22 protein-coding genes are annotated in these 21,149 nt (G+C 72.2%); 8 read left to right on the top strand and 14 right to left on the bottom strand.

The genetic code is table 11. The features are described from left to right. The first annotated feature begins 27 nt into the window (after positions 1–27). Positions 28–393 (top strand): hypothetical protein, encoded by a 366-nt coding sequence (locus tag ACLQ2R_RS28485; protein WP_425963850.1) that lies wholly within the window; start codon positions 28–30, stop codon positions 391–393. A gap of 109 nt (positions 394–502) precedes the next feature. On the opposite strand, the gene ACLQ2R_RS28480 is transcribed toward ACLQ2R_RS28485, so the two are convergent. Further along, a complete protein-coding gene (locus ACLQ2R_RS28480) occupies positions 503–1,501 on the bottom strand; it encodes an EamA family transporter (RefSeq protein ID WP_425963848.1) in 999 nt (332 codons plus the stop codon). A 127-nt stretch (positions 1,502–1,628) separates the two neighbouring features. On the opposite strand from ACLQ2R_RS28480, the gene ACLQ2R_RS28475 reads away from it, so the two are divergent. Together ACLQ2R_RS28475 and ACLQ2R_RS28470 are read left to right on the top strand one after the other, a co-directional pair. Beyond that, entirely contained in the window at positions 1,629–2,873 is a 1,245-nt protein-coding gene (locus ACLQ2R_RS28475; protein ID WP_425963846.1) for a magnesium transporter MgtE N-terminal domain-containing protein, read from the top strand. Then, positions 2,866–3,357, top strand: a complete 492-nt coding sequence (locus ACLQ2R_RS28470) for a DUF1003 domain-containing protein (protein WP_425963844.1) — start codon at positions 2,866–2,868, stop codon at positions 3,355–3,357. The genes ACLQ2R_RS28475 and ACLQ2R_RS28470 overlap by 8 nt, the downstream gene beginning before the upstream one ends. 132 nt (positions 3,358–3,489) lie before the next feature. Here the strand turns inward: ACLQ2R_RS28470 and ACLQ2R_RS28465 are convergent, their stop codons facing one another. Next, positions 3,490–5,412, bottom strand: a complete 1,923-nt coding sequence (locus tag ACLQ2R_RS28465; RefSeq protein ID WP_425963842.1) for a Xaa-Pro dipeptidyl-peptidase — start codon at positions 5,410–5,412, stop codon at positions 3,490–3,492. 220 nt (positions 5,413–5,632) lie between these two features. Next, a complete protein-coding gene (locus ACLQ2R_RS28460; RefSeq protein WP_425963840.1) occupies positions 5,633–6,178 on the bottom strand; it encodes a MarR family winged helix-turn-helix transcriptional regulator in 546 nt (181 codons plus the stop codon). A 264-nt stretch (positions 6,179–6,442) separates the two neighbouring features. Here ACLQ2R_RS28460 and ACLQ2R_RS28455 point away from each other — a divergent pair, with 264 nt between their 5' ends. Beyond that, positions 6,443–7,585: an Mrp/NBP35 family ATP-binding protein gene (locus ACLQ2R_RS28455; protein ID WP_425963839.1), complete on the top strand. Its 1,143-nt coding sequence runs from the start codon at positions 6,443–6,445 to the stop codon at positions 7,583–7,585. A gap of 108 nt (positions 7,586–7,693) precedes the next feature. Here ACLQ2R_RS28455 and ACLQ2R_RS28450 read toward each other — a convergent pair whose 3' ends face one another. The 5 genes from ACLQ2R_RS28450 to sigE all read right to left on the bottom strand — a co-directional run bounded on the left by ACLQ2R_RS28450 (position 7,694) and on the right by sigE (position 12,432). After that, complete coding sequence (locus ACLQ2R_RS28450) at positions 7,694–8,056, bottom strand: sec-independent translocase (RefSeq protein ID WP_425963837.1); 363 nt, start codon at positions 8,054–8,056, stop codon at positions 7,694–7,696. A 222-nt stretch (positions 8,057–8,278) separates the two neighbouring features. After that, entirely contained in the window at positions 8,279–10,057 is a 1,779-nt protein-coding gene (locus ACLQ2R_RS28445) for a S1C family serine protease (protein ID WP_425963835.1), read from the bottom strand. A gap of 95 nt (positions 10,058–10,152) precedes the next feature. Then, positions 10,153–11,217 carry a sigma-E factor regulatory protein RseB domain-containing protein gene (locus tag ACLQ2R_RS28440; RefSeq protein ID WP_425963833.1) on the bottom strand — a complete coding sequence of 355 codons (1,065 nt, stop codon included), beginning with the start codon at positions 11,215–11,217 and terminating at the stop codon, positions 10,153–10,155. Continuing rightward, entirely contained in the window at positions 11,214–11,747 is a 534-nt protein-coding gene (locus tag ACLQ2R_RS28435) for an anti-sigma factor family protein (protein ID WP_425963831.1), read from the bottom strand. The genes ACLQ2R_RS28440 and ACLQ2R_RS28435 overlap by 4 nt, the downstream gene beginning before the upstream one ends. A 52-nt stretch (positions 11,748–11,799) precedes the next feature. Then, on the bottom strand, positions 11,800–12,432 hold the full coding sequence (sigE, locus tag ACLQ2R_RS28430; RefSeq protein WP_425963829.1) for an RNA polymerase sigma factor SigE: 633 nt from the start codon (positions 12,430–12,432) through the stop codon (positions 11,800–11,802). A gap of 171 nt (positions 12,433–12,603) precedes the next feature. Between sigE and ACLQ2R_RS28425 the strand changes: the two genes are divergently transcribed. Then, positions 12,604–13,254, top strand: coding sequence for an O-methyltransferase (locus ACLQ2R_RS28425; RefSeq protein WP_386243959.1), 651 nt, complete (start codon positions 12,604–12,606; stop codon positions 13,252–13,254). 83 nt (positions 13,255–13,337) lie between these two features. Here the strand turns inward: ACLQ2R_RS28425 and ACLQ2R_RS28420 are convergent, their stop codons facing one another. Continuing rightward, positions 13,338–14,843, bottom strand: coding sequence for a leucyl aminopeptidase (locus ACLQ2R_RS28420; protein WP_425963826.1), 1,506 nt, complete (start codon positions 14,841–14,843; stop codon positions 13,338–13,340). A gap of 214 nt (positions 14,844–15,057) precedes the next feature. Beyond that, positions 15,058–15,225: a DUF3117 domain-containing protein gene (locus ACLQ2R_RS28415; RefSeq protein WP_386243964.1), complete on the bottom strand. Its 168-nt coding sequence runs from the start codon at positions 15,223–15,225 to the stop codon at positions 15,058–15,060. A gap of 189 nt (positions 15,226–15,414) precedes the next feature. Between ACLQ2R_RS28415 and ACLQ2R_RS28410 the strand changes: the two genes are divergently transcribed. Together ACLQ2R_RS28410 and ACLQ2R_RS28405 are read left to right on the top strand one after the other, a co-directional pair. Continuing rightward, on the top strand, positions 15,415–16,212 hold the full coding sequence (locus ACLQ2R_RS28410) for a PaaX family transcriptional regulator C-terminal domain-containing protein (protein ID WP_425963824.1): 798 nt from the start codon (positions 15,415–15,417) through the stop codon (positions 16,210–16,212). Between the two features lie 332 nt (positions 16,213–16,544). After that, the gene (locus ACLQ2R_RS28405; protein WP_425963822.1) at positions 16,545–17,327 is read left to right on the top strand and encodes an enoyl-CoA hydratase-related protein; all 783 of its coding nucleotides are present in this window, start codon (positions 16,545–16,547) and stop codon (positions 17,325–17,327) included. A 171-nt stretch (positions 17,328–17,498) separates the two neighbouring features. Here the strand turns inward: ACLQ2R_RS28405 and ACLQ2R_RS28400 are convergent, their stop codons facing one another. Both ACLQ2R_RS28400 and ACLQ2R_RS28395 read right to left on the bottom strand, forming a co-directional pair. After that, positions 17,499–18,092, bottom strand: coding sequence for a DNA-3-methyladenine glycosylase I (locus ACLQ2R_RS28400; protein WP_425963820.1), 594 nt, complete (start codon positions 18,090–18,092; stop codon positions 17,499–17,501). After that, the gene (locus ACLQ2R_RS28395) at positions 18,089–19,015 is read right to left on the bottom strand and encodes a hypothetical protein (RefSeq protein WP_425963818.1); all 927 of its coding nucleotides are present in this window, start codon (positions 19,013–19,015) and stop codon (positions 18,089–18,091) included. The genes ACLQ2R_RS28400 and ACLQ2R_RS28395 overlap by 4 nt, the downstream gene beginning before the upstream one ends. Positions 19,016–19,056: 41 nt before the next feature. Between ACLQ2R_RS28395 and ACLQ2R_RS28390 the strand changes: the two genes are divergently transcribed. Then, a complete protein-coding gene (locus ACLQ2R_RS28390; protein ID WP_425963816.1) occupies positions 19,057–19,581 on the top strand; it encodes a hypothetical protein in 525 nt (174 codons plus the stop codon). Here the strand turns inward: ACLQ2R_RS28390 and ACLQ2R_RS28385 are convergent. Then, the gene (locus ACLQ2R_RS28385) at positions 19,558–20,145 is read right to left on the bottom strand and encodes a TIGR00730 family Rossman fold protein (RefSeq protein ID WP_425963814.1); all 588 of its coding nucleotides are present in this window, start codon (positions 20,143–20,145) and stop codon (positions 19,558–19,560) included. The two genes, ACLQ2R_RS28390 and ACLQ2R_RS28385, sit on opposite strands and share 24 nt — an antisense overlap. Positions 20,146–20,154: 9 nt before the next feature. Continuing rightward, positions 20,155–20,949: a TIGR00730 family Rossman fold protein gene (locus ACLQ2R_RS28380; protein WP_425963813.1), complete on the bottom strand. Its 795-nt coding sequence runs from the start codon at positions 20,947–20,949 to the stop codon at positions 20,155–20,157. Positions 20,950–21,149: the final 200 nt, after the last annotated feature.

The raw sequence follows: 21,149 nt of genomic DNA, 5'->3' as shown, positions 1-21,149 counted from the left end.
AGGCGACGGTCCCCTCGGGAGAACCTGATGGGTGTGATCGAGGAGGGCGCGAAGAAGTCGGGCGTTCTGTGGCTGTCGCTGGACCGGCCCCGGCTGGCCTGGCACACCTGGCACGACGACGCGATCTACCTGGTCACCGGCGGGGGCGAGCAGCCGCTGCCGGGGCTGGCCGAGGCCGGCGAGGTCCGGGTGACGCTGCGCAGCAAGGACAACGGCGGGCACCTGGTGGCCTTCGACGCCTCCGTGGAGGTGGTGGACCAGGCCCAGGCGCCCGGCGCGGTGGCCGCGCTGGCCAAGGAACGGCTCAACGCCCCCGACGCCGCACGGCTGGCGGAGCGCTGGGCCGCCGCCTCCCGGGTGATCCGCCTGGTCCCGCGCGAACCGGCCTCCTGACCCGCGCCGGTCGGGGGCGTCCACGGCACGCGGGACGGCACGACGTCGCGGCCGCCGCGCACACGACGGCTACGGCACGCGGGAGACACCCCCTCGTGCGCGCGACCGGCTACGGCGTGCGGGACGCCCGCGGTGCGCGCGAATCCTCGCCGTGCGCGTCCGGCGCCGGGGGATCCCCCGGCACGACGGCCGCGTCCGGAGCCGGGGTGAGGGCCGCCGTGGCCCGCTGGGCGAGATAGGCACCGATCAGCACGATCACGCCGCCCGTGACCTGGAAGGGGCCGAGCGCCTCTCCGAGCAGGATCCAGGCGGCCACCGCCCCCGCGATGACCTCCAGGGAGGCGACCGTGGACCCGACCGCGGCCGACAGCCGGCGCACCGCGAGGACGCCGAGGATGTAGGCGATCACCGTGGCGACCACGATCAGGAAGACCAGCGCCACGGCCGCCGGCATCGTGTGGCCGGGTGCCGGGGTGGCCATGGTGCCGATCACCCCCCAGGGGATGTCCCAGGGCCGGGAGATCGGGGCGAGCGCCACCGCGGCGCCCAGCAGGCCCCAGGTGACCAGGCCGAGCGGGTCGATGCCGGCGCCGGAGTTCTCGCTGAGCAGGAAGTACCCGGTGCAGCAGGCCGCCGCGCCGAAGGCGAACAGCAGGCCGAGCGGGTCGAGGGCGAGACCGGACCAGATCTCCACCACCACGCCGAGTCCGATCACGGCGACGACCGCGCCGACGTAGGCCGTGCGCGGCGGGCGTGCCCGGCGGACGAAACGCACCCAGAGCACCACCAGCACCGGCGAGGTGAACTCGATGAGCAGGGTGATGCCGACCGGGAGGCGGGTGATCGCCGCGAAGAACAGGGCCTGCACACCGGCGACCGCGATCACCGCGTACGCCGCGAAGAACGTCAGCCGCGAGCGCGGGATGCGCAGCGCCGAGGGGCGGACGACGGCGAGGATGCCCGCGAGCAGCAGCCCCGCTCCCGCCATCCTGGTCCAGACCGCCTCCAGCGGGTCCAGCCCGGCCGCGCCCAGGTACTTGGCCATGGGGCCGGAGAAGGCGAAGCACAGCGAGGAGGTGAGCGCGATCAACAGTCCGGCACGTCTCATCAGACACCATTTTCGTAATTACCGTTATGCAAGTTTGATGCTGTCATGATGGGGAGCAAGGCGGCAAGCCCGTCTCACGGGGCGTGCCGGGAGCGGGCTCGCTCCGGACGCCGCCTACCCTTCTGATGTGAGGATCTTCATCGCGCGGCTCGCCGGGACCCCGGTCTTCGACCCCGCCGGGGACCAGATCGGCCGGGTGCGCGACGTGGTGGTGGCCATCGCCGGCAGCACGCCGCCGCACGTGCACGGCCTGGTCGTCGAGGTACAGCCCCGGCGGCGGGTCTTCCTGCCGATCACCCGGGTGCGTTCCGCCAAGGCCGGGTCGGTCGTCTTCAGCGGACAGCTCAACATGCGCAGGTTCGAGCAGCGGGCGACCGAGACCCTGGCCATCGCCGAGCTGCTCGACCTGAGGGTGGAGGTGGACGGGAGCCGGGCGACGGTGCTGGACCTGGCCATGGAGGAGACCCGGCGCGCCGAGTGGCTGATCACCAAGGTGGCGGTGCTGGGCAGCCCGCCCGGCATGGGGCTGCGCCGCCGCGGCGAGACCAGGATCGTCGACTGGGCCGAGGTGCGCGGCTTCGGCGCGGTCCAGCAGGACCAGGGCGCGGCCAACCTGCTGGTCGCCTTCGAGTCCATGCGCGCCGCCGACCTGGCCGGGGCCCTGCACGAGCTGCCCGACAAGCGCCGCGCCGAGGTGGCCGCGGCCCTGGACGACGTACGCCTCGCCGACGTGCTGGAGGAGCTCCCCGAACGGGACCAGATCGGCATCCTGAGCAGGCTCGCCCCGGAGCGGGCCGCGCACGTGCTGGAGGAGATGGCCCCCGACGACGCGGCCGACCTGCTGCAGGACCTCCCGATCGAGCAGGCCGAGGCGCTGATGGCGTTGATGGAGCCGGAGGAGGCCGCGCCGGTCAGGCGGCTGCTGGTCTACCCGGAGAACACCGCGGGCGGGATCATGACGAGCGAGCCGGTGGTGCTGCCGCCGAACGCCACGGTCGCCGAGGCGCTGGCCCACATCCGCCAGACCGACCTCACCCCGGCGGTGGCCGCGCAGATCTACGTGGCCCGGCCGCCCGTCGAGACGCCCACCGGCCGCTTCCTCGGCCTGGCGCACTTCCAGCGGCTGCTGCGCGAGCCCCCCTCCACGTTGCTCGGCAGCATCCTGGACACCTCCCTGGACCCGATCAGGCCCTCCTACACCCTGAACCAGGTCACCTTCTACCTCGCCACCTACAACCTGGTGGCGGTCCCCGTGGTGAACGAGGCCGGCCGCCTGGTCGGCGCCGTCACCGTGGACGACGTGCTCGACCACCTGCTGCCCGCCGACTGGCGCGAGCGGGACGACCGCCCGGAGAGGGACGAGAATGCCTGACCGCCTCGACCAGCCCAGGCAGCCGGGCCTGCGGCTGCGCCCGCACTACGACCCGGAGGCGTTCGGGCGGCTGTCGGAGCAGATCGCCCGTTTCCTGGGCACCGCCAGGTTCCTGGTGTACATGACGGGTTTCGTCGCCCTGTGGGTGCTGTGGAACATCTTCACCCCCGCCTCCGTACGGTTCGACCCCTACCCGTTCATCTTCCTGACGCTGATCCTGTCGCTGCAGGCCTCGTACGCGGCGCCGCTGATCCTGCTCGCCCAGAACCGGCAGGACGACCGGGACCGGGTGCAGAACGAGCACGACCGCAGGGCCGCGGAGCGCAACCAGGCCGACCTGGAGTACCTCACCCGGGAGATCGCCGCCCTGCGGATGGCGCTCGGCGAGGTCGCCACCCGCGACTACATCCGCTCGGAGCTGCAACGCCTCCAGGAGGACCTTCAGGACGACCTCCAGGAGCCCCGCACGCCCGCGCAGAGATAGAACCGGGCCGGACCCCGGGGAAAAGGGGTCCGGCCCGCGCTCGTCCGCCCGGGGTGCGGGTCCTTCGGGCGTCTTTCCCGTACCCGCTCGAAGCCCGCCCGGGACCCTCGGTGGGCCCCGGGCGGGTGTCCGTCAGTAGAAGAGGTTCTCCGGCTCCGGCAGGTCGACCAGTGCCGGGCCGCGCCAGCGGGCGGCGTCCTGGGGCACGTCGCGGGCGCCCAGGGTGCTGAGCGTCAGCGGGACCAGCACCTTGCTGGCGGCCAGGTCGACCGTGACGTTCGCGCCGGTGGCGGTCTCGTCGCTGTAGGTGGCGTCGGTCCCGGCGATCACCAGGGCGAGCCGGTGGCCCTTCTTGAAGACGTAGTCCTGCGGCAGGGTCTGCCAGGCGACCCTGGCGTACGCGCCCGGGGTCATCGGGGAGGGGGAGCTGAGCGAGCCGCGGTTCTGCGCGTCGATCCAGCCGCGGGCGACGATCTCCAGCGGCCGGGTGGCCCGGTTGGTGACGACCTTGCGGTAGCAGGCGTCGTCGGAGGCGGTGCTCTCACCGTGGCAGCTCTCCTCGGCGACCGTGCTGATGCCCTGGCCGCGCCTCCAGTCGATGCGGCTGTCCTCGCCGAAGTCGACGAGCAGCGCGGTGAGGTTGGCGGTGGGCGCGTCCAGGGCGAGGCGCAGGTCCACCACGGGGGTGCCGGACATGCGCAGGTCCAGCGGGAGCGCGCCGGTGGTGAAGGCCACCCTGCCCGGCTTGACCGTGCCGACGTCGGCCACCATCTCGTCCTCGGACTGGCGCAGGTCGGTGAACGTGGCCTTCTGGCCCTTCCTGGCGGGGACCAGGCCGAACGAGCCGTCCGCCGCGGGGCGGAAGGGGACCTTCAGGGAGAGCGGCGCGGGCCAGTCGCGCTGGGTGATCCAGCGGTCGAGGCTGGTCTGCACGTCGGCGCGGGGCTCGCGCATGATGCCGTTCTCCACGCCGAGCAGCCAGCGGTCGAACCAGCGGTGCAGCGTGTCGACCCAGACGTCACGGCGTCCCTCGAAGTCGAAGGGGTCCACGTGCTGGTACTGCCCGACCCAGATCTTGCGGGGGACGTTCCGGTCGCCCAGGGCCTTCCACCAGGTGGAGAAGTTGTCGGGCATGACGTTGAGGTCGTTGACCGTGTGCACCACGAAGACGCTGGCGCGTACCTTGGAGACGTCGGCCATAGAACCGGAGATGTAGTCGCGCTCGGCCCAGAAGGGGTTGTAGTTGCCGGTGTCGTCGCCGTCCTCGGCGTCCAGCCGCGACCACGTGGCCGCGCACTTGGCCGGGAGGTCGGTGTCCACGTAGTTGCCGAGCCACGACATGTAGTCGTAGTTGTAGACCACCCCGTTGGAGCGCTGGTACTTGTACCAGGAGCTGATCGCCGAGATCGGCACGATCGTCTCCAGGCCCTTCACGCCGGTCGCGGCCACCGCGTTGGCCAGCGTGCCGTCGTAGGACTTGCCGATCATCCCGGCCTTGCCGGTGGTCCAGTCCGCGGCCGCGGGGGTGCCGTCGGCGCGGTAGGCCCTGGCGCGGCCGTTCAGCCAGTCGATGACGGCCTTGCCGCCCATCACGTCGGCCCGTCCCCCGACGTCGGGGCAGCCGTCGGACCGGGTGGTGCCGATCATGTCGACGTGCAGGACGGCGTAGCCGCGCGGCACGAAGTAGTTGTCGTAGTACAGCGGGAACTTCGTCACGTTCCCCGCGTCGTCGTAGACCTTCCGCTCGGACTCGTTGCCCCGGCCCGAGTTGTCGTAGTACGGGCTCTCGTCGATGATCACCGGAACCCGGAGGGCGGGGCCCGACTCCCGGGGCCTGATGATGTCGACGCGGACCCGGTCGAGCTTGCCGTCGGCGTCGCTGTCGAGGCTCGACTCGACGTAGACGTGCTCGCGGACGGCGTCGGCGTAAGAGAAGACCGGCTGGGTCCTGCCCTGTTCGACGGTGATCGAGGGCCGTGCGGCCGCGTGGGCCGGGGGGGTGACGCCCGCCGCCAGTACGGCGAGGGCGATGAGGGCTGCTCGTGACTTCCGCAAGCGGAGCCTCCAGGAAATTGGGGAAACACCCGCAATCTCCATGAATGTCCATATATACGGAAGATCTCTTTATACCTTTGACATCAGCCTGGCGCTGGCATGTGACACGGCACTCACTTCTCCGATCGCCGAATGTCAGAATGCGGGCGCCCTCGTTCAGCCGGAGCGGGGGTGGGCCCGGGGCGGGGGCGACGTCCGGAGCGGGGGCGGCGCCGGAGGGCTAGACGGAGGGCGAAGCGGGGGGCGAGGCCGGGGCGGGGTCCTGGGCGGGGGCGGGGGCGGGGGCGGGGGCGGGGGCGGGGGCGGGGGCGGAGAGGAGTCTGGTCACCATGGCCTCGCACCGGCGCAGCTCGTCGGCGTCGAGCAGGTCCAGGAACTGGGCGCGGACCCCGCGCAGGTAGGTGGGGCCCGCCTCGGCCAGCCGGGCCTCGCCCGCGTCGGTGAGGACCGCGAACAGCCCCCGCGCGTCGCTGGCGCAGGCCTCGCGCCGGACCAGCCCGTCACGCTGGAGGCGGTCGATGAGCCTGGTCAGCCCGCTGCGCGAGAGCAGCACCCGTTCGGCGAGATCGTTCATCCTCAGCCGTCGTTCGGGCGTCTCGGAGAGCTGCAGCAACACGTCGTAGGAGGCCAGGGCCAGGTCGTGCCCGACGAGCAGGTCGGCCTCCAGGCTCCGGGTGATGCGGACCTGGGCCCGCTGGAGCATGCGCCAGACCGCCAGCTCATGTGAGCCGACACTCTCCGTGGACTCGCTCGCCGTCAGGGTCACGGAGTAACCTTAGAACGTTGCACGCGCATCTACACAGTGAATTGTCCGGATCTGGGGACCATCACCGGAACCGGAATTACCTCCGGCGCTCCCGGGTTCTTACCATGGACCCGCAACGTCGGCCTTTTCCCGATGGATCGGCCTCTCGCACGCCGTAACGGCATCGCGGCGGGCGGGTCCCGCCCGCCGCACGCCTCTCGATAACAGACAAGGAGGGACGGCATCCCCGTCGCCTCAAGGTGGCGGTGTATTGCCGACACTTCGATGGCACCTACCCCGGAACTGGTGATGGCCGCGCTCGCGACCGTCAACGATCCTGAGATCCGTCGGCCGATCACCGAACTCGACATGGTCAAGAGCGTCGACATCTCCCCCGAGGGGGCGGTACGTGTCGCGATCTTCCTCACCGTGTCCGGCTGTCCCATGAAGGACACCATCACCCGGGACATCACCGGCGCCGTCTCCAAGGTCGGCGGAGTGACCGGCGTCTCGGTCGAGATGGACGTCATGAGCCCCGAGCAGCGCAAGACGCTGCAGACCAAGCTGCGAGGCGGCAAGGGACCCGAGAAGGAGATCCCCTTCGCCCAGCCCGGCTCGCTGACCCGCGTCTTCGCGGTCGCCTCGGGCAAGGGCGGCGTCGGCAAGTCCTCGGTCACCGTCAACCTGGCCGCGGCGATGGCCGCGAGCGGTCTCAAGGTGGGCGTGGTCGACGCCGACATCTACGGCCACAGCATTCCCCGCATGCTCGGGGTCGCCGAACGGCCCACCAAGGTCGAAGACATGATCATGCCGCCGGTGGCGTACGACATCAAGGTCATCTCGGTCGGCATGTTCAAGCCCGAGGGCAACACCCCGGTCGTCTGGCGCGGCCCGATGCTCGACCGCGCGCTGCACCAGTTCCTCGCGGACGTCTACTGGGGCGACCTCGACGTGCTGCTGATGGACCTTCCCCCCGGCACCGGCGACATCGCGATCTCCGTCGCGCAGCGGATGCCGTCGGCCGAGCTCCTGGTGGTGACCACCCCGCAGCAGGCCGCCGCCGAGGTCGCCGAACGGGCCGGATCCATCGCCGTCCAGACCCACCAGCAGATCGCCGGTGTCATCGAGAACATGTCGTGGCTGCCGTGCCCGCACTGCGACGAGCGGATCTCGGTCTTCGGCGAGGGCGGCGGCCAGACCGTGGCCGACGCGCTCACCCGCACCCTGGGCGCCCGCGTGCCGCTGCTCGGCCAGGTGCCGATCGACATGCGCCTGCGCGAGGGCGGGGACGAGGGCAAGCCGCTGGTGCTGACCGACCCGGACGCCCCGGCCGCGGCCGAGCTCAGCCGGATCGCCGCCGCGCTCGGCAAGAAGGGGAGCAGCCTCAGGGGGATGCAGCTCAACATCTCCCCCACCCGGCGAGGCTGATGCTCCACCCGGCGTGGCCGATCGTCCGGTTCGCGTGGCCGATCGTCCACCCGGGTGCGGCCGGTCGGCCACGGGGATCCGAGGCCGCGAACGGCGGCCCTGGCGGCCCTAGGTCGCCTCGGAGTCGTACGGGGGGATCTCCCCGTAGCCCAGTTCGCTCGCCTGGTCGGTCTGGAAGCCCGTGTCGGGTTCGGCCGTGGCCGTCGCCGTCGTGCTCTTCCAGTCGTCCTCCAGGTCGGCGGTCAGGTGCTTGCGGACGAAGTTCTTGGGGTTGAGGTCGGCCGGGTCGAAGTCGGCGAACTCCGGCCCCAGGCCGGTCCGCAGGTCGTCCCTGGCGTTGTTCGCCATCCGGCGGATGTTGCGCAGCGTCCTGGCCGCCTGCGAGGCGGCCTGAGGGAGCTTCTCCGGCCCGAAGACGAGAAGGGCGATGACCACCAGCGCCACGATCTCAGGCCAGCCGAGTCCGAACACGGTGATCTCCTACCGGGACGATGCCAGGGGCACCCCTCCGGCGACACGCCGGAGAGGTCCCACACTAGTACCCCGGTCACGGGCACGCGTCCGCGGCCGAAGGTCGGAAGAGCCCACGGGGACCCTCCAGGCTCCCCGGAGCCCGGAGGATCCACACGGAGCCCAGAAGGGCCCAGCGAGCTTCACAAGGCCTCACAGGACCTCACGAAGGCCCACGAGGTCTCACGAGGGCTCGGGCGACGGCTCGGCCGGCGCCACGCCGACGGTCACGGACGCGGTCTTCTCCTGACCGCCCCGCTGGTACTTGACCGTGAGCTTCTCGCCGGGCGCCCTGTTGCGGATCATCGCGATCAGCTCGTTGCCGTCCTGCAGCACGACACCCTCGACCTCCAGGATGACGTCACCGGGCTTGAGACCGGCCTGGGCGGCCGGGCCGTTCGGCTCGACCGGCTGGGTGCCCCGCGTGACCTCGGTGGCGATCCGCACCCCGACGCCCTGGTAGCTCGGGTCGATGGCGACGCCGATCCGCGACTTCCTGGCCTTGCCCGTGGTGATCAGCTCCTGGGCGACCCGGCGGGCGTGGTTCACCGGGATGGCGAACCCCAGGCCGATGCTGCCGCTCTGGCCGCCCACCGACCTGCCCAGCGTGGCGATCGCCGAGTTGACGCCGATGACCTCGCCGTTGGTGTTGACCAGCGGCCCCCCGGAGTTGCCGGGGTTGATGGCCGCGTCGGTCTGGACGGCGCTGAGCCAGGTGGTGTCGGAGCTGTTCTCCTCGCCCGCCTGGACGGGACGGTTGAGCGAGCTGACGATGCCGGAGGTGACCGTGCCGGTCAGGCCCAGCGGGGAGCCGATGGCGATGACCGGGTCGCCCACCACCACGTTGTCGGAGTTGCCGAGGACGATCTCCGGCGCGCCGAAGGTCTCGTTCGGCTTGACCACGGCCAGGTCGGACTCGGGGTCACGGCCGACGATGACCGCGGAGGTGGACTTGCGGTTGTTGAACTGGATCTGGATCCGGCCGTTCGGCGCCGCCGCGGCGACCACGTGGTTGTTGGTCACCACGTACCCGCCCTTGATCAGGAAGCCGGAGCCGGTGCTGGAGCTCGCGCCGCCCTCGACGGCCAGCGAGACGACGCTGGGCAGGACCTTCGAGGCCACGCCCGCGACCGAGTCCGGAGGGCGGACGTTGGAGCCGGACGGCGCCTTGTCCAGGCTGAAGGCGGGGTCGCGGCCCGTGTCCGTCGGCCGGGTGAGCAGGTAGGTGCCGACGCTGCCCAGCAGCGAGGCCAGCAGCGCGACCATCACGCCGAGGATGACCAGCGTGGTGGTGCGCGGCGGACGCCGGGCCGCCGCGGGCGCCGGGCCGCCGAAGCCCCCGGACGGGCCGTGGCCCCCGGGCGGAGGTGCCCAGCCGGGTCCCATGCCCGAGGCCTGGGACGGCGGCGGTGGCGGGCCGAACGGCGCGCCGAAGACCGCCGTGTCCTGCCGGGGCCTGCCGGAGGGGTCGCCCCAGCCCTCTCCGCCCTGGGCGGAGCCGTGGGCGGCGTGACCCGCCCCCGGAACGGGCTCCTGGTAGCCCTGACGGCCCTGGTGGCCGGGGCCGTACCCCTGCCCCTGGAAGGCGGTGCCCTCGCCCTGCGGTGACCCGGCGGCGTCGTGGCGGATCAGCTCGGGCTGCCCGTGCCGCTCGTGGTCCCATCGGCTCCGGCCCGGCGGGTCGCCGCCCCGGTTCCAGCCGTCGTCGGCCCGGTTCCAGTCGTCGTCACCGGCCCGGTTCCAGTCGTCGTCGGGAGAACGCTCCGCCCTCGGGGGCTGAGCCTCCCCGGCGGGCAGGAACTCCGGGCGGGAGAACTCGGGGCCCGACGGTTCCGAAGGGCCTGAAGGACCGGAGGAGCCGGCGCGGCGGGTCTGCTCGGCGTCGTGTCCGCCGTCGGCGAATTCCGACGGCGTACGCCCCTCAGCATCGTTCGCCTCGTGGGTACGGGACTCGTCGGTCATCGAATACTCACCACTCCTTGCCTCGCAGGCGGCCGCTCACCGAGTCAACCCGGCAATCTTCCCCCGAGCGGCATACGAGATGTGTAAAGCACAGGTCATTCGAAGGGATTGACCCAGGAGAGCACACGACTCGCGCCGCGGCCGAGCCTCGTCCAGAGGTCGGGGACGGGCTCGTGCGGCAACGCCGCGACGGCGGCGGCGGCCATGTCGGCCGGCGCGTCCGCAAAGACGGTGTAGACATGACCCCCACTCGCCCAGATCGTCTCCTGCCCCACCGGGTCTCGAATCCAGATCGTATGCCCGTTACGCCGTTCGGCATGCCAATCGCGCAGACGTTCCTCATCAAGCGCCCCACGCTGGATGAAAACCGACACGATCGACAGGCCGTCGGAGTACCCGAGGTACACGTGGCCGGCGGGGGCGCGATGCGCCGCGAACAGCTCCAGGCCGCCCGGCAGGGCCGGGGGGAAACGCCAGCCGCCGGCCAGCAGGCGGGGGGTCTCCGCCAGGTCGAGGCCGCCCATGGTCATCGCGGGCGCCGTGGACCCGGCGGACGTCGCGGGCGCCGCACCCCGGCCAGGGGCGGCCGGCTGGACGGTCAGGTCGACGAAGGCGGCAGTGTGCACGATCCGGCCGCGCGCGTCCAGCAGCTCCCGGCGCAGCACCGGGCCGGCGTCGTGGTCGATCCAGTAGCGGGCCGCGAGGGTGCCGTCCGCGCGCAGGACGTCCACCAGGCGCGCGGTCCTGCCGCAGGCGTGGCCCTCGCCCGCGTCCAGCACCCGGTAGTTGCGGGCCAGGACCTCCAGCATCGTCTCGGACGGGCTGGAGAGGCCTCCCTCGATGGTGCCGGGATCGGCGCTCTGCTCCTGGCCCGACGGCTCGGCGCGCACCGTCATCCCCCCGCCGGGGACGTTGCGCACCTTCTGCACCGCCGAGGTGGACCCCGACGCGCCCCAGACGCTCACGTAGCGGGTGCCGGCGTATCCCCGGGACCGGCCGGCGATCGCGGCCTCGCGCAGGAGGGTGAGGCCGGTGTCCTCGCTCTCCGCGTCGTCCGGCGGGACGGCCCGCGAGGAGCGGTCGGCGTGCGCCGGACCACCCGCCACCGGTCCCAGCAGCATCAGGGCGGCCAGGAACAGGGTGACGGGCAGCCGGGTCACGGAGTGGGCGAGAAGGTCGGCGTCGCCGACCCGCCGTAGGGCGCGGTGTTCCTGTGCTGGTTGGCGAACATGTCGACCGGCGGCACCACGCGCGGGTTGGGGTCGGTCCCGCCTACCGCGAACAGCGTCCCGATCGCCACGGCCGCCGAGGCGACGCCCACCGCGACGTATCCGGCCCTGCGGGCACGCCGGGGACGGCCTGCGGCCCGGCCACGGGGCCGGTTGTCCGGCGGGGCGACGCTGTGCATGCTCGGGATGGGCGCCCCGGCGAAGGTGCGAGGGGCCGGAAAGGGGCGCTCCCGCGGCGGCAGCGGCCCACCCGGCTCGGCCATCCGCAGCAGGGACATCGTCAGGTCGACCGGCATCGCGGGCCCGTCGAGGGAGCGCAGGCGGCTCTTCAGCGCCCGCACGGAGTCCACCTCGGCCCGGCAGGGGGCGCAGGAGGTCAGATGCGACAGGGCGCGGTCGCGCTCGTGGTGATTCAGCTCACCGTCGACCAGTGCGGATACGCGTTCTCCGAGGTGACTCATGTGCACTCCTTGCCAAGAGGCTCGTCGTGACATTCGTCATGACTGTGGTTTCTCATGCGAACTCCTCCCCGTGGGTAACGCTCGGGGGGAGTTGGTCGTTCCGCGGCGCACGGTGCTCCAGCGCGTCGCGCAACTGCGCCCGCCCACGGTGGATCCGGCTGCGGACGGTGCCGAGCTTCACGCCCAGCGTCGCCGCGATCTCCTCGTAGGACAGGCCCTCGATGTCGCACAGCACGACGGCCGCGCGGAACTCCGGCGCGAGCGCGTCGAGCGCCGCCTGGATGTCGGGCTCCATGTGGGCGTCGTCGTAGACCTGCGCCGGGGAGGGCTCACGGCCGCGCAGCCGCTCGGCGGCGTCGTCGGCGAGCCCCTCGAACCTGATGCGCTGCTTGCGCCGCGCCATGTCCAGGAACAGGTTCGTGGTGATGCGGTGCAGCCAGCCCTCGAACGTGCCCGGCGTGTAGTTCGACAACGACCGGAAGACCCGGACGAAGACCTCCTGGGTGAGGTCCTCGGCGTCGTGCACGTTGCCGGTCAGCCGATAGGCCAGCCGGTAGACGCGCGCCGAGTGCGTCCGGACAACTTCCTCCCAGGTGGGAGGCGTCCAATCAGACACGGGAGCTCCTGACTGGTGGTCGGGCTCGTCCACCAGCACTCCTCTCTCCGGGACCACCGCTATCGCCATAGTGCCTGGTTTCGTCCCTTCGTGCGCACCGACTACCTTCCGGCCCGGCAAAGGCCGCTTAAACCGTGCAACGCACCGGGGGTCACATGAGTTCCCGATCGGGCCTGCCTCCCTTAGGCTGCGACCGAGCGTCTATATGACGGTGTACGGAGAAAGCGGGAGGAGAGGCCGATGGCAGAGACGCCGCCCAGTCCGTTGGAGGCCACTCTGGCCTATGCCGACGAGTTCCACCGGGAGGACGACATCCTCCGGGCCGCGCGCCTGCGCGGGGCCGAGGTGGGGGCCCCTCCGATCCTGCCCGGCGGCGGCGCCGCCCTGTGCTTCCTCGCCACCGCGGTCAACGCCCGCTCCGTCGTGGAGATCGGCACCGGCTGCGGCGTCTCCGGCCTGTGGCTGCTGCGCGGCATGCGCGCGGACGGCACGCTCACCAGCGTGGACGTCGAACCCGAGCACCAGCGGCTGGCCCGGCAGAGCTTCGCCCAGGCCGGCTTCTCCGGTGGCCGGATCCGCCTGATCACCGGCCGGGCCCTCGACGTGCTCCCCCGTCTGTCCGACGGGGGCTACGACCTGGTCTTCTGCGACGGCGCCATGCACGAGTACGCCGACTACCTGGCCGAGTCGATCCGGCTGCTGAGGGTCGGCGGCGTCGTGGTCTTCGACAACGCCCTGTGGGGCAACCGGGTCGCCGACCCGGTGCAGCGCGACCCGGACACCGTCGCCATCAGGGAGCTGGGCAAGCTGGTCCGCTCCGACGAGCGGCTCCGCCCGCTGATGATGCCGCTCGGCGACGGCATCCTGGCGGCCGTCAAGCTCGCCGACTGACCCGGGCTCCCGGCTCCTGCGGGTCCCGGGGGCCTGCCCTTCGGGCCGTCCCGGACCCGGTAGGCGCGGTCCGGGACGGACGCTCAGCGCTCCCGCGGCTCCGATCGCCCCGCCAGCCACTCCAGCAGCAGGCGCACGCCGTACCCGGTGGCGCCCTTGCTCAGCAGGCCCTCGTCGGCGCCGCTGCGGCCGACGCCCGCGATGTCCAGGTGCGCCCACGGCCGGCCGCCGGTGAACTCCCGCAGGAACAGCGCCGCGGTCACCGAGCCCGCGCCGTAGGTGGTCCCGGTCTCGATGTTGGCCAGGTCGGCCACGGACGACTCCAGGGCGGGGACGTAGTCGTCGATCAGCGGCATCCGCCAGAGCGGCTCCCCGCCGGTCTCCCCCGCCGCCGTCAGCTCCTCGGCCAGGGCGTCGTCCGAGGCGAAGACCGCGCCCAGGCTCTTGCCCAGCGCGATGCCGATCGCCCCGGTCAGCGTCGCCACGTCGACCATGACGTCCGGGTCCAGCTCGGCGTCGGCGTAGGCCAGCGCGTCGGCCAGCACCAGGCGGCCCTCGGCGTCGGTGTTCAGCACCTCCACGGTACGGCCGCCGTACTGGGTGATCACGTCGGAGGGGCGCTGGGCCGAGCCGGAGAAGGCGTTCTCGGCGGTGGCGATCAGGCCGGTCACCCGGACCCGCACGCCGAGCTCGGCCAGCGCGCCCAGGACCGCGATCACCACGGCCCCGCCCGCCATGTCGGTCTTCATGAACATCATGTTGCTGCTCGGCTTGAGGGAGATCCCGCCGGTGTCGTACGTGATGCCCTTGCCGACCAGGACCACGTGGCCGCCGGCGCCCTCGGGCGCGTAGTCCAGCCGGATCAGCCGGGGCGGGCTCTGCGCCCCCTGCCCGACGGCGAGGATCCCGCCGAACCCCTCGTCGGCCAGTTCCCGCTCGTCCCACACCCGCACGGTGACGTCCCGCCCGGCGAGGTGCTCGCCCGCGCGTTCGGCCAGCCAGGCCGGGGACTTGACCGAGGCAGGGGTGTTGGCGAGGTCCCTGGCCAGGGCCACGGCCTCGGCGACCACCCGCGCGCCGGCGATCTCGGCCTCGGCCTCGTCGCCGACGAACTCCAGCGTCACCGCCGACGGCTTCTCGCTGCTGATCCTGAAGGTGTACGTGGCCAGCAGCGCGCCCTGCACGAAGGCGGCCACCGGCCCGGCCGGGAGCACGATCCTGAGGGTGTCCCTGCCCTTGCCCCGGCGCGCCACGGCCGCGCCCGCCTTGCGCAGGGCCGTCGCCGACCCGTCCCCGACCCCGTACAGGAGCACCCGGCCCACGGCGTCGCCGGAGGCCACGGGGACCTCGACGATCTCCCCGGCCTCGCCCTTGGCCTTGTGGTGGGCGAGCAGCGCCGCGGCGGGCAGCGGCAGGTCGATGTCGGGGGCCAGGTCGCCGTCGAAGGGCACGGCGAGCAGCTCGGCGTCGCCGGGAGGCGCGTCCCCGGCGTCCTGTCCGGGGACGTTCCCGGTTTCCGCGAAGGACATGACCTGGAGCCCGTGCGCGTACGGCACGCGGGGCAGGAGCAGGTGGGGGGAGATGGGCATGGGGTGACTCCAGTCATCGGGTCCGGCGGGGAGAGCGCCGGGAAAACGCCGGGGAGAAGATCGGGGAGAACACCGCGGCCCTGGCGCGAGCCGCCGTGAGGCGGTCCGACGGCCAGGGCCGTGTTCATCGTCGGTCGCGCGGGCCATCGCAGGTGTCGTGCTCCCCGAGCAAGCTCACATAAGGCCCGGCTCCACCACTTTCGTCAGATCGGGATCAACCGACGATCTTCTTCAGTTCCTCACCAAGGGCGGCCGCCTCGTCCGCCGAGAGCTCGACGACGAGACGACCGCCACCCTCCAGAGGAACCCGCATGACGATGCCCCTGCCTTCCTTGACGACCTCCAGCGGACCATCACCGGTCCTCGGCTTCATAGCCGCCATGCGTGTATCCCTTCCTGCTTCGGGCTCCGGATCTCCGACTGACCCGAGGGTGGCCGACGCATTCACGTCTTCTGTGATGTCCTATTATCCCGCCTCCGCACGGAGAATGGGAACGATCAGTATCAGCGTCGGCTCATCCGGCGATCAAGACCGTTGTCCGAGACCCCTCGGACGACCAAACTTGTCCTCGTGAACGCCCGCGCCGCTCTCTTCGATCTGTATGGGGACCACCTCCGGTCCCGGGGCGGTCGTGCCTCCGTCGCCGCCCTCGTCCGGCTGCTCGCCCCCCTGGACATCGCCGCCCCGGCCGTGCGCACCGCCGTCTCGCGGATGGTGCGCCAGGGCTGGCTCTCGCCCGCCCGGCTGCCCCGGGGGCCCGGGTACGAGGTCACGCCCCGGTGCGTGCGCCGCCTGGACGAGGCGGCCCTGAGAATTTACCGAGTCGGGACGATCACCTGGAACGGCCGCTGGCACATCCTCGTGGTGGACCCGGTGCGGGAGCGGTCCAGGCGGGAGCGTCTGCGGGCCGAGCTGTCCTTCATCGGGTACGCGCCCATGTCCGAGACGACGTGGATCGGGCCGCGCCCCTCCCCCGAGCTGGACGCCCTCCTGGGCGGCCAGGGTGTCCGCGCGGACCGGTTCGAGGCGGTGCTCGACGGTGACCCGGCCGCGCTGGTCGCCAGGACGTGGGACCTGGACGGCATCGGGGCGGCCTACGAGGAGTGGCTGGCCCAGGCGACGGAACTGGTGGGCTCCCTGCCGGCGGACGCGGGCTGCGACCGGGTGTTCGCCGTGCGGAGCAGGCTGCTGCACGGCTGGCGCAACTTCCTCTTCCGCGACCCGGGGCTCCCGGCCGAGCTGCTGCCACGGGGCTGGCCCGGGGAGAGCGCGCGGATCTACTTCGAGCGCGAGGCCGGCAGGCTGCTCCCGGCGGCCGCGACCTTCGTCGACCGCCACCTCGGGGAGCCGTGGGAGGCGCCACCGTGAGGGCGACGCGAAGGCGGCGGGGCGCCGTCCCGGAAGCCGTACGAAAGAGATGTCACGGATAGAAAGATCACAGAAGGTCCGTTGAGATCCCTGGAGGGCACGGAGAGCGACAGAGTAGGACATGGTTAGGAGAAGGACCTCAGAAGACCACAGAACCCTCAGAGGGCCACAGGGGGCTCGCGGGAGGCGTTCCCGGGGGCCGGGCGGGAGCCGATCGCGTGATCGGCCCCTGATCGGCCCCCTGATCGGCCTCCTGATCGGTCCGTGAGGGAAGGTCACCCGCGGCCCAGGCCCGCTACGGGCAGAGCCGAACGATCCGGAAGGAGCACACGTTGAGCGACGTTCTCTACTCCGTCGACGACGCCGTCGCCGTCATCGTCATCAACCGGCCGGAGGCGATGAACTCGCTGACGACCTCCGCCAAGAACGCCCTGCTGGAGGCGGTGACCGAGGCGTCGCGGGCGGACGCCGTCCGCGCGGTCCTGCTGACCGGGGCGGGCCGGGCGTTCTGCGCCGGCCAGGACCTGGGCGAGCACGCCGCGAACCTGGAGGCCGGCCGGGGCCTGGACGGCACCGTGCGCGCCCACTACAACCCGATCGTCCGCGCGATCACCGAGATGGACAAGCCCGTGCTGGCGGCGGTGAACGGGGTCGCCGCGGGCGCGGGCGCCTCCCTGGCCTTCGCCTGCGACCTGCGGATCGCCTCGGAGAAGGCCAGGTTCGCGATGGCCTTCTCCGGTATCGGGCTCGCCCCCGACTCGGGGGCCTCCTGGACCCTCCAGCGCCTGGTGGGCCAGGCGCGCGCCGCCGAGATGCTGCTGCTGGGCGAGCCGCTCGGTGCGGCACGCGCGCTCGAACTCGGCGTGGTCTCCCGGGTCGTCCCCCCCGAGGAGCTGGAGGCCGCGGCCCGCGCGCTGGCCCTGCGGCTGGCGCAGGGGCCCACCAGCGCCTACGCCGCGACCAAGCGGGCCCTGCGGTCCGCCGCGACCGGCTCCCTGGCCGAGGCCCTGGAGGTGGAGGCCGATCTCCAGGACGCCTGCGCGAAGACCGCCGACCACCTTAGCGCCACCCGCGCCTTCCTCGCCAAGGAACGCCCCGTCTTCCAGGGCCGCTGAGGAATCCGCCGGTAGGCCGGGGTCCGGATAAACCGGGAGGAACGGCCGGTCATCCGGAGACGCCGAGAGGTCGAGGTCCGGGGAAACCGGGAGGAGCAGCCGGGCTTCCGGGGACCCGGGAGGTCGAGGTCCGGGGGCGCCGGAGGCCGGGGGCCGCCGGAGCCCCGGCCCTCACCGGCCCCGGCGCGTCCAGCAGTCGGCCACGTGGTCGTCGACCAGGCCGATGGCCTGCATCAGCGCGTAGGCGGTGGTCGGGCCGACGAAGCGGAAGCCGTGCGACTTGAGCTCCTTGGCCAGCGCCTTGGAGCCCGGGGTCTGGGCGGGCACGTCCGCCAGGGTCGCGGGCACGGGCGCGCCGGGGTCGGCGTGCCCCCAGACGAGGTCGGACAGGCCGAGACCGAGCGCGGCCCGCGCGTTGGCGATCGTCGCCTCGATCTTGGCCCGGTTGCGGATGATGCCCGCGTCACCGAGCAGGCGGGTGACGTCCTCGTCGCCGAAGGCGGCCACGGCCGGGAGGGAGAACCCGGCGAAGGCCGCCCGGAAGTTCTCCCGCTTGCGCAGGATCGTGATCCACGACAGGCCCGACTGGAACGCCTCCAGCGTGATCCTCTCGAACACCTGGTCGTCACCGGTGACCGGACGGCCCCACTCCCGGTCGTGGTAGTCGATGTAGTCGGGAGCCGAGGTCACCCAGCCGCAGCGGACGAGTTCCGCCCCGGCGGGGTTCACGACGTCCCGGACGTCCTCGCCGTCGACGGTGCTCACCGCGTCCCCTCCGCCTCCGGACGCTCCCGCTCGGGACGGTCCCCGTCCGGGCGTCCGGTGGAATCGGGCACCCGGACGGCGTCCGGAACCGGGTCCGGGGCCGGGGCGGAGTCCGGGACCGGAGCGGGTCGGGAGACCGAGCGGACCCCCGAGACCGGGGTGGAGTCCGAATCGGTCACAGGGTCCGGACCGGTCACGAGGTCCGGGCCGGTCACGGGGACCGTGCCGGTCACGGGGACCGTGCGCGAGTCGGCCGTCGAATCCGCGTCGGCCGCAGCATTCGGACGGGTTGCGAGGCTCGGATCGGTCAAGGCGTCCGAATCGGTCACCGAGCCCGAGCCGACCGAGGGGACCTGGTCCGGGGAGGCCGAGGGGGTCGGGTCCGAGGAGGAGGTCGGGGAGGCCGAGGGGGTCGGGTCCGTCGGGGTGGGGTCCTCGGTGGGGCGGGCGAAGTTTCCCGGTTCGGGTGACTTCGGCCGCCGCCACGTGTCCTCGGCGACGGCCGGCCCGTTGGAAAGCTCCTCGCTCGCCCCGTACCCGCTCGTCCCGGAGAGCTCGTAGGGCGCCTCGCGGCCGGGGCGCGCGGGCATCGGCGGCCCCGGGGTGAGCTCGTGGCGGGCCTGGAGCTTGCCGGCGAGCAGCTCGGACACCCGCTGCTCCAGCACGGCGATCCTGGTGTCGCGCTCGCTCAGCGCTCCGGCGACCCGGTTGAGCGTCTCGTCGACGCTCTCCGTGTGATAGCCGACGAGGCTCACCGGAAGTTGCAGGGCCATGAAGTCGACCGCGCCGAGCTGACCCGCCTCGGGCAGGTTCAGGGGGGGCACATCGGGAGGGAACTCCTTGAGTTCACCTCCCCGCCCCATGGCGACCACCGTCACACCGGCGATCACGGCTATGGCAGCGAGGGCTAAGACGACCAGCACATACGAATCGTGCCACAAGTCCACTGACCTAGGATCAGGTCGTGACTCCTCCGTTGCCCCAAGAGAGCAACCCGCCGCCCGCGTCCGCCGAGGTGGCGGGCCGGTGGACCGCGCACTCCTCCGGCGGGGAGATCGCGACGGCCGGACGGTCGTCGCGCCCCGAGGACCCGGCCGTCCCCGCGTCCGGGCCGGGCGCGCCTCCCGTCGTGCTCGGTCCCGAGGACCCCGGGAACGCCGAGGACCCCGGGAACGCCGGGACCCCCGGGAACGAGGACGATCCCGGCTGGACCTGGGCCCGTTCGATCGGGGAGGTCGAGGAGCTCGTCCGCGCCGGGCACACCGTGGCGGTCGTCCCCGCCCGGCTGGCCGGGGTCCCCTCGTACGACGGGCCGGACGGCGGGCCGGACGCCGAGGCCGCGGAGCTCACCGCGGCCTCGATCTGCGCCTGGCTCGGCGCCCGCGTCTTCCGTACGGAACGCCCCGTGCAGGTGCGGCTCGCGGTGGAGATGACCGAGTCGCTCGCCGGGCGGCGCCCGCCCGCGCTAACCCGCCGTGGCCTCGCCTAGCTCCTCGGGACTCGGCTCCAGGTGCCTGGTCCTCTTCTCCAGCAGCGCGAACGCCTCCTCGATCGTGGTGGCCCAGGAGATGGCGTCGAAGACGTTCGGACGGGTGAAGCCCGCCTCCTCCATGTTCTCGACCAGCTCGCGCAGCGGGGCGTAGAGGCCCCACGGGTCGAGCAGCACCAGCGGCTTGTCGTGCAGGCCGAGGGTGCGGGCGGTCCAGATCTCGAAGAGCTCCTCCAGCGTGCCGATGCCCCCCGGCAGCACCAGGAACGCGTCCGAGCGGGCGTCCATGACGCCCTTGCGCTCCCTCATGTCGGTGGTGACGACCATCTCGTCGGACTCCTCGTCCGCGATCTCGATGTCGACCAGCGCCTGGGGGATCACCCCCACGGTGTGGGCTCCGCCCGCGCGGGCGGCACGGGCCACCGCGCCCATGCAGGAGACCGTGGCCCCGCCGCTCACCAGGGAGTGGCCGCGCGCGGCGAGCTCGGTCCCCACCTGCTCGGCCAGCTCCAGGTACTTCTTGTCGATCCTCTGACTCGATGCGAGAAACACACAGATGAACACGCCGACAGCCTATTCGGCGTCGCCGACCGTGGTCATGGTGGATCTGCGCTCGTCCTCCCGCCGCCCGCCCCGGTCGCCGTCGGCCTCCACGATGATCCGGACGGCCTCGTCCACGTCGTCGGTGACGTGGATCAGGTTCAGGTCGGCCGGGGAGATCTTGCCGGTGTCCACCAGGGTCTTCCCGATCCAGTCGACCAGGCCGCCCCAGAACTCGGTGCCCATCAGCACCACCGGGAAGGAGGTGACCTTCTGGGTCTGGACCAGGGTGAGCGCCTCGAACAGCTCGTCCATGGTGCCGAACCCGCCGGGCAGCGTGACGAAGCCGCAGGAGTACTTCACGAACATGGTCTTGCGGACGAAGAAGTAGCGGAACTCGATACCGAGGTCGACGTACTCGTTCATGCTCTGCTCGAAGGGGAGCTCGATGCCCAGGCCGACCGAGACGCCGTCCGCCTCGACCGCCCCCTTGTTGGCGGCCTCCATGCAGCCCGGGCCGCCACCGGTGATCACGGCGTAGCCCGCCTGGGACAGTTTGCGGCCGAGCTCGACGCCCATCTCGTACTCGGGGGTGCCCGCGGGGGTACGCGCGGAGCCGAAGACGGTCACCGCCTGGGGCAGCTCGGCGAGCTGGCCGAAGCCCTCCACGAACTCGGCCTGGATGCGCAGCACCCGCCACGGGTCCATGTGCAGCCAGTCGGCGGGCCCTCTCCGGTCGAGAAGCCGCTGGTCATGGGTGGAGTCGGAGACGAGATCGCCGCGGACCACGGCGGCCCCCTGACGACGTTCTGGACGCTTTTTCTTCATGCCGGTCACCGTACTGCCGCTCCCGGGGCACTCCTTGGAAAAATCTTGAAAAATCTCCGTGAAAACGTGGAACCGGACTTTGACGAGGTCACGTCTAACTGCCGAGGGTGCTGCTCGGGACTGAAAGTGGCTTTCCCCGCCAATGGCCGGCGAGGAAAGCCACTTTCATGTGTGCCCGGGGTGCGGCCCCGCCCGTCCGG

The sequence above is a fragment of the Streptosporangium sp. DT93 genome, from assembly GCF_049844535.1.
In the GTDB taxonomy this organism is placed as follows: Bacteria; Actinomycetota; Actinomycetes; order Streptosporangiales; family Streptosporangiaceae; genus Streptosporangium.
This window is presented reverse-complemented; position numbering and strand designations above follow the sequence as displayed.

Excerpts from the sequence above, each read along its gene's own strand:
- ACLQ2R_RS28485 (WP_425963850.1), top strand. The coding sequence starts at position 28 with ATGGGTGTGATCGAGGAGGGCGCGAAGAAGTCGGGCGTTCTGTGGCTG.
- ACLQ2R_RS28480 (WP_425963848.1), bottom strand. The coding sequence starts at position 1,501 with ATGAGACGTGCCGGACTGTTGATCGCGCTCACCTCCTCGCTGTGCTTC.
- ACLQ2R_RS28470 (WP_425963844.1), top strand. The coding sequence starts at position 2,866 with ATGCCTGACCGCCTCGACCAGCCCAGGCAGCCGGGCCTGCGGCTGCGC.
- ACLQ2R_RS28455 (WP_425963839.1), top strand. The coding sequence starts at position 6,443 with ATGGCACCTACCCCGGAACTGGTGATGGCCGCGCTCGCGACCGTCAAC.
- ACLQ2R_RS28445 (WP_425963835.1), bottom strand. The coding sequence starts at position 10,057 with ATGACCGACGAGTCCCGTACCCACGAGGCGAACGATGCTGAGGGGCGT.
- ACLQ2R_RS28435 (WP_425963831.1), bottom strand. The coding sequence starts at position 11,747 with ATGAGTCACCTCGGAGAACGCGTATCCGCACTGGTCGACGGTGAGCTG.
- sigE (WP_425963829.1), bottom strand. The coding sequence starts at position 12,432 with ATGGCGATAGCGGTGGTCCCGGAGAGAGGAGTGCTGGTGGACGAGCCC.
- ACLQ2R_RS28425 (WP_386243959.1), top strand. The coding sequence starts at position 12,604 with ATGGCAGAGACGCCGCCCAGTCCGTTGGAGGCCACTCTGGCCTATGCC.
- ACLQ2R_RS28420 (WP_425963826.1), bottom strand. The coding sequence starts at position 14,843 with ATGCCCATCTCCCCCCACCTGCTCCTGCCCCGCGTGCCGTACGCGCAC.
- ACLQ2R_RS28415 (WP_386243964.1), bottom strand. The coding sequence starts at position 15,225 with ATGGCGGCTATGAAGCCGAGGACCGGTGATGGTCCGCTGGAGGTCGTC.
- ACLQ2R_RS28380 (WP_425963813.1), bottom strand. The coding sequence starts at position 20,949 with ATGAAGAAAAAGCGTCCAGAACGTCGTCAGGGGGCCGCCGTGGTCCGC.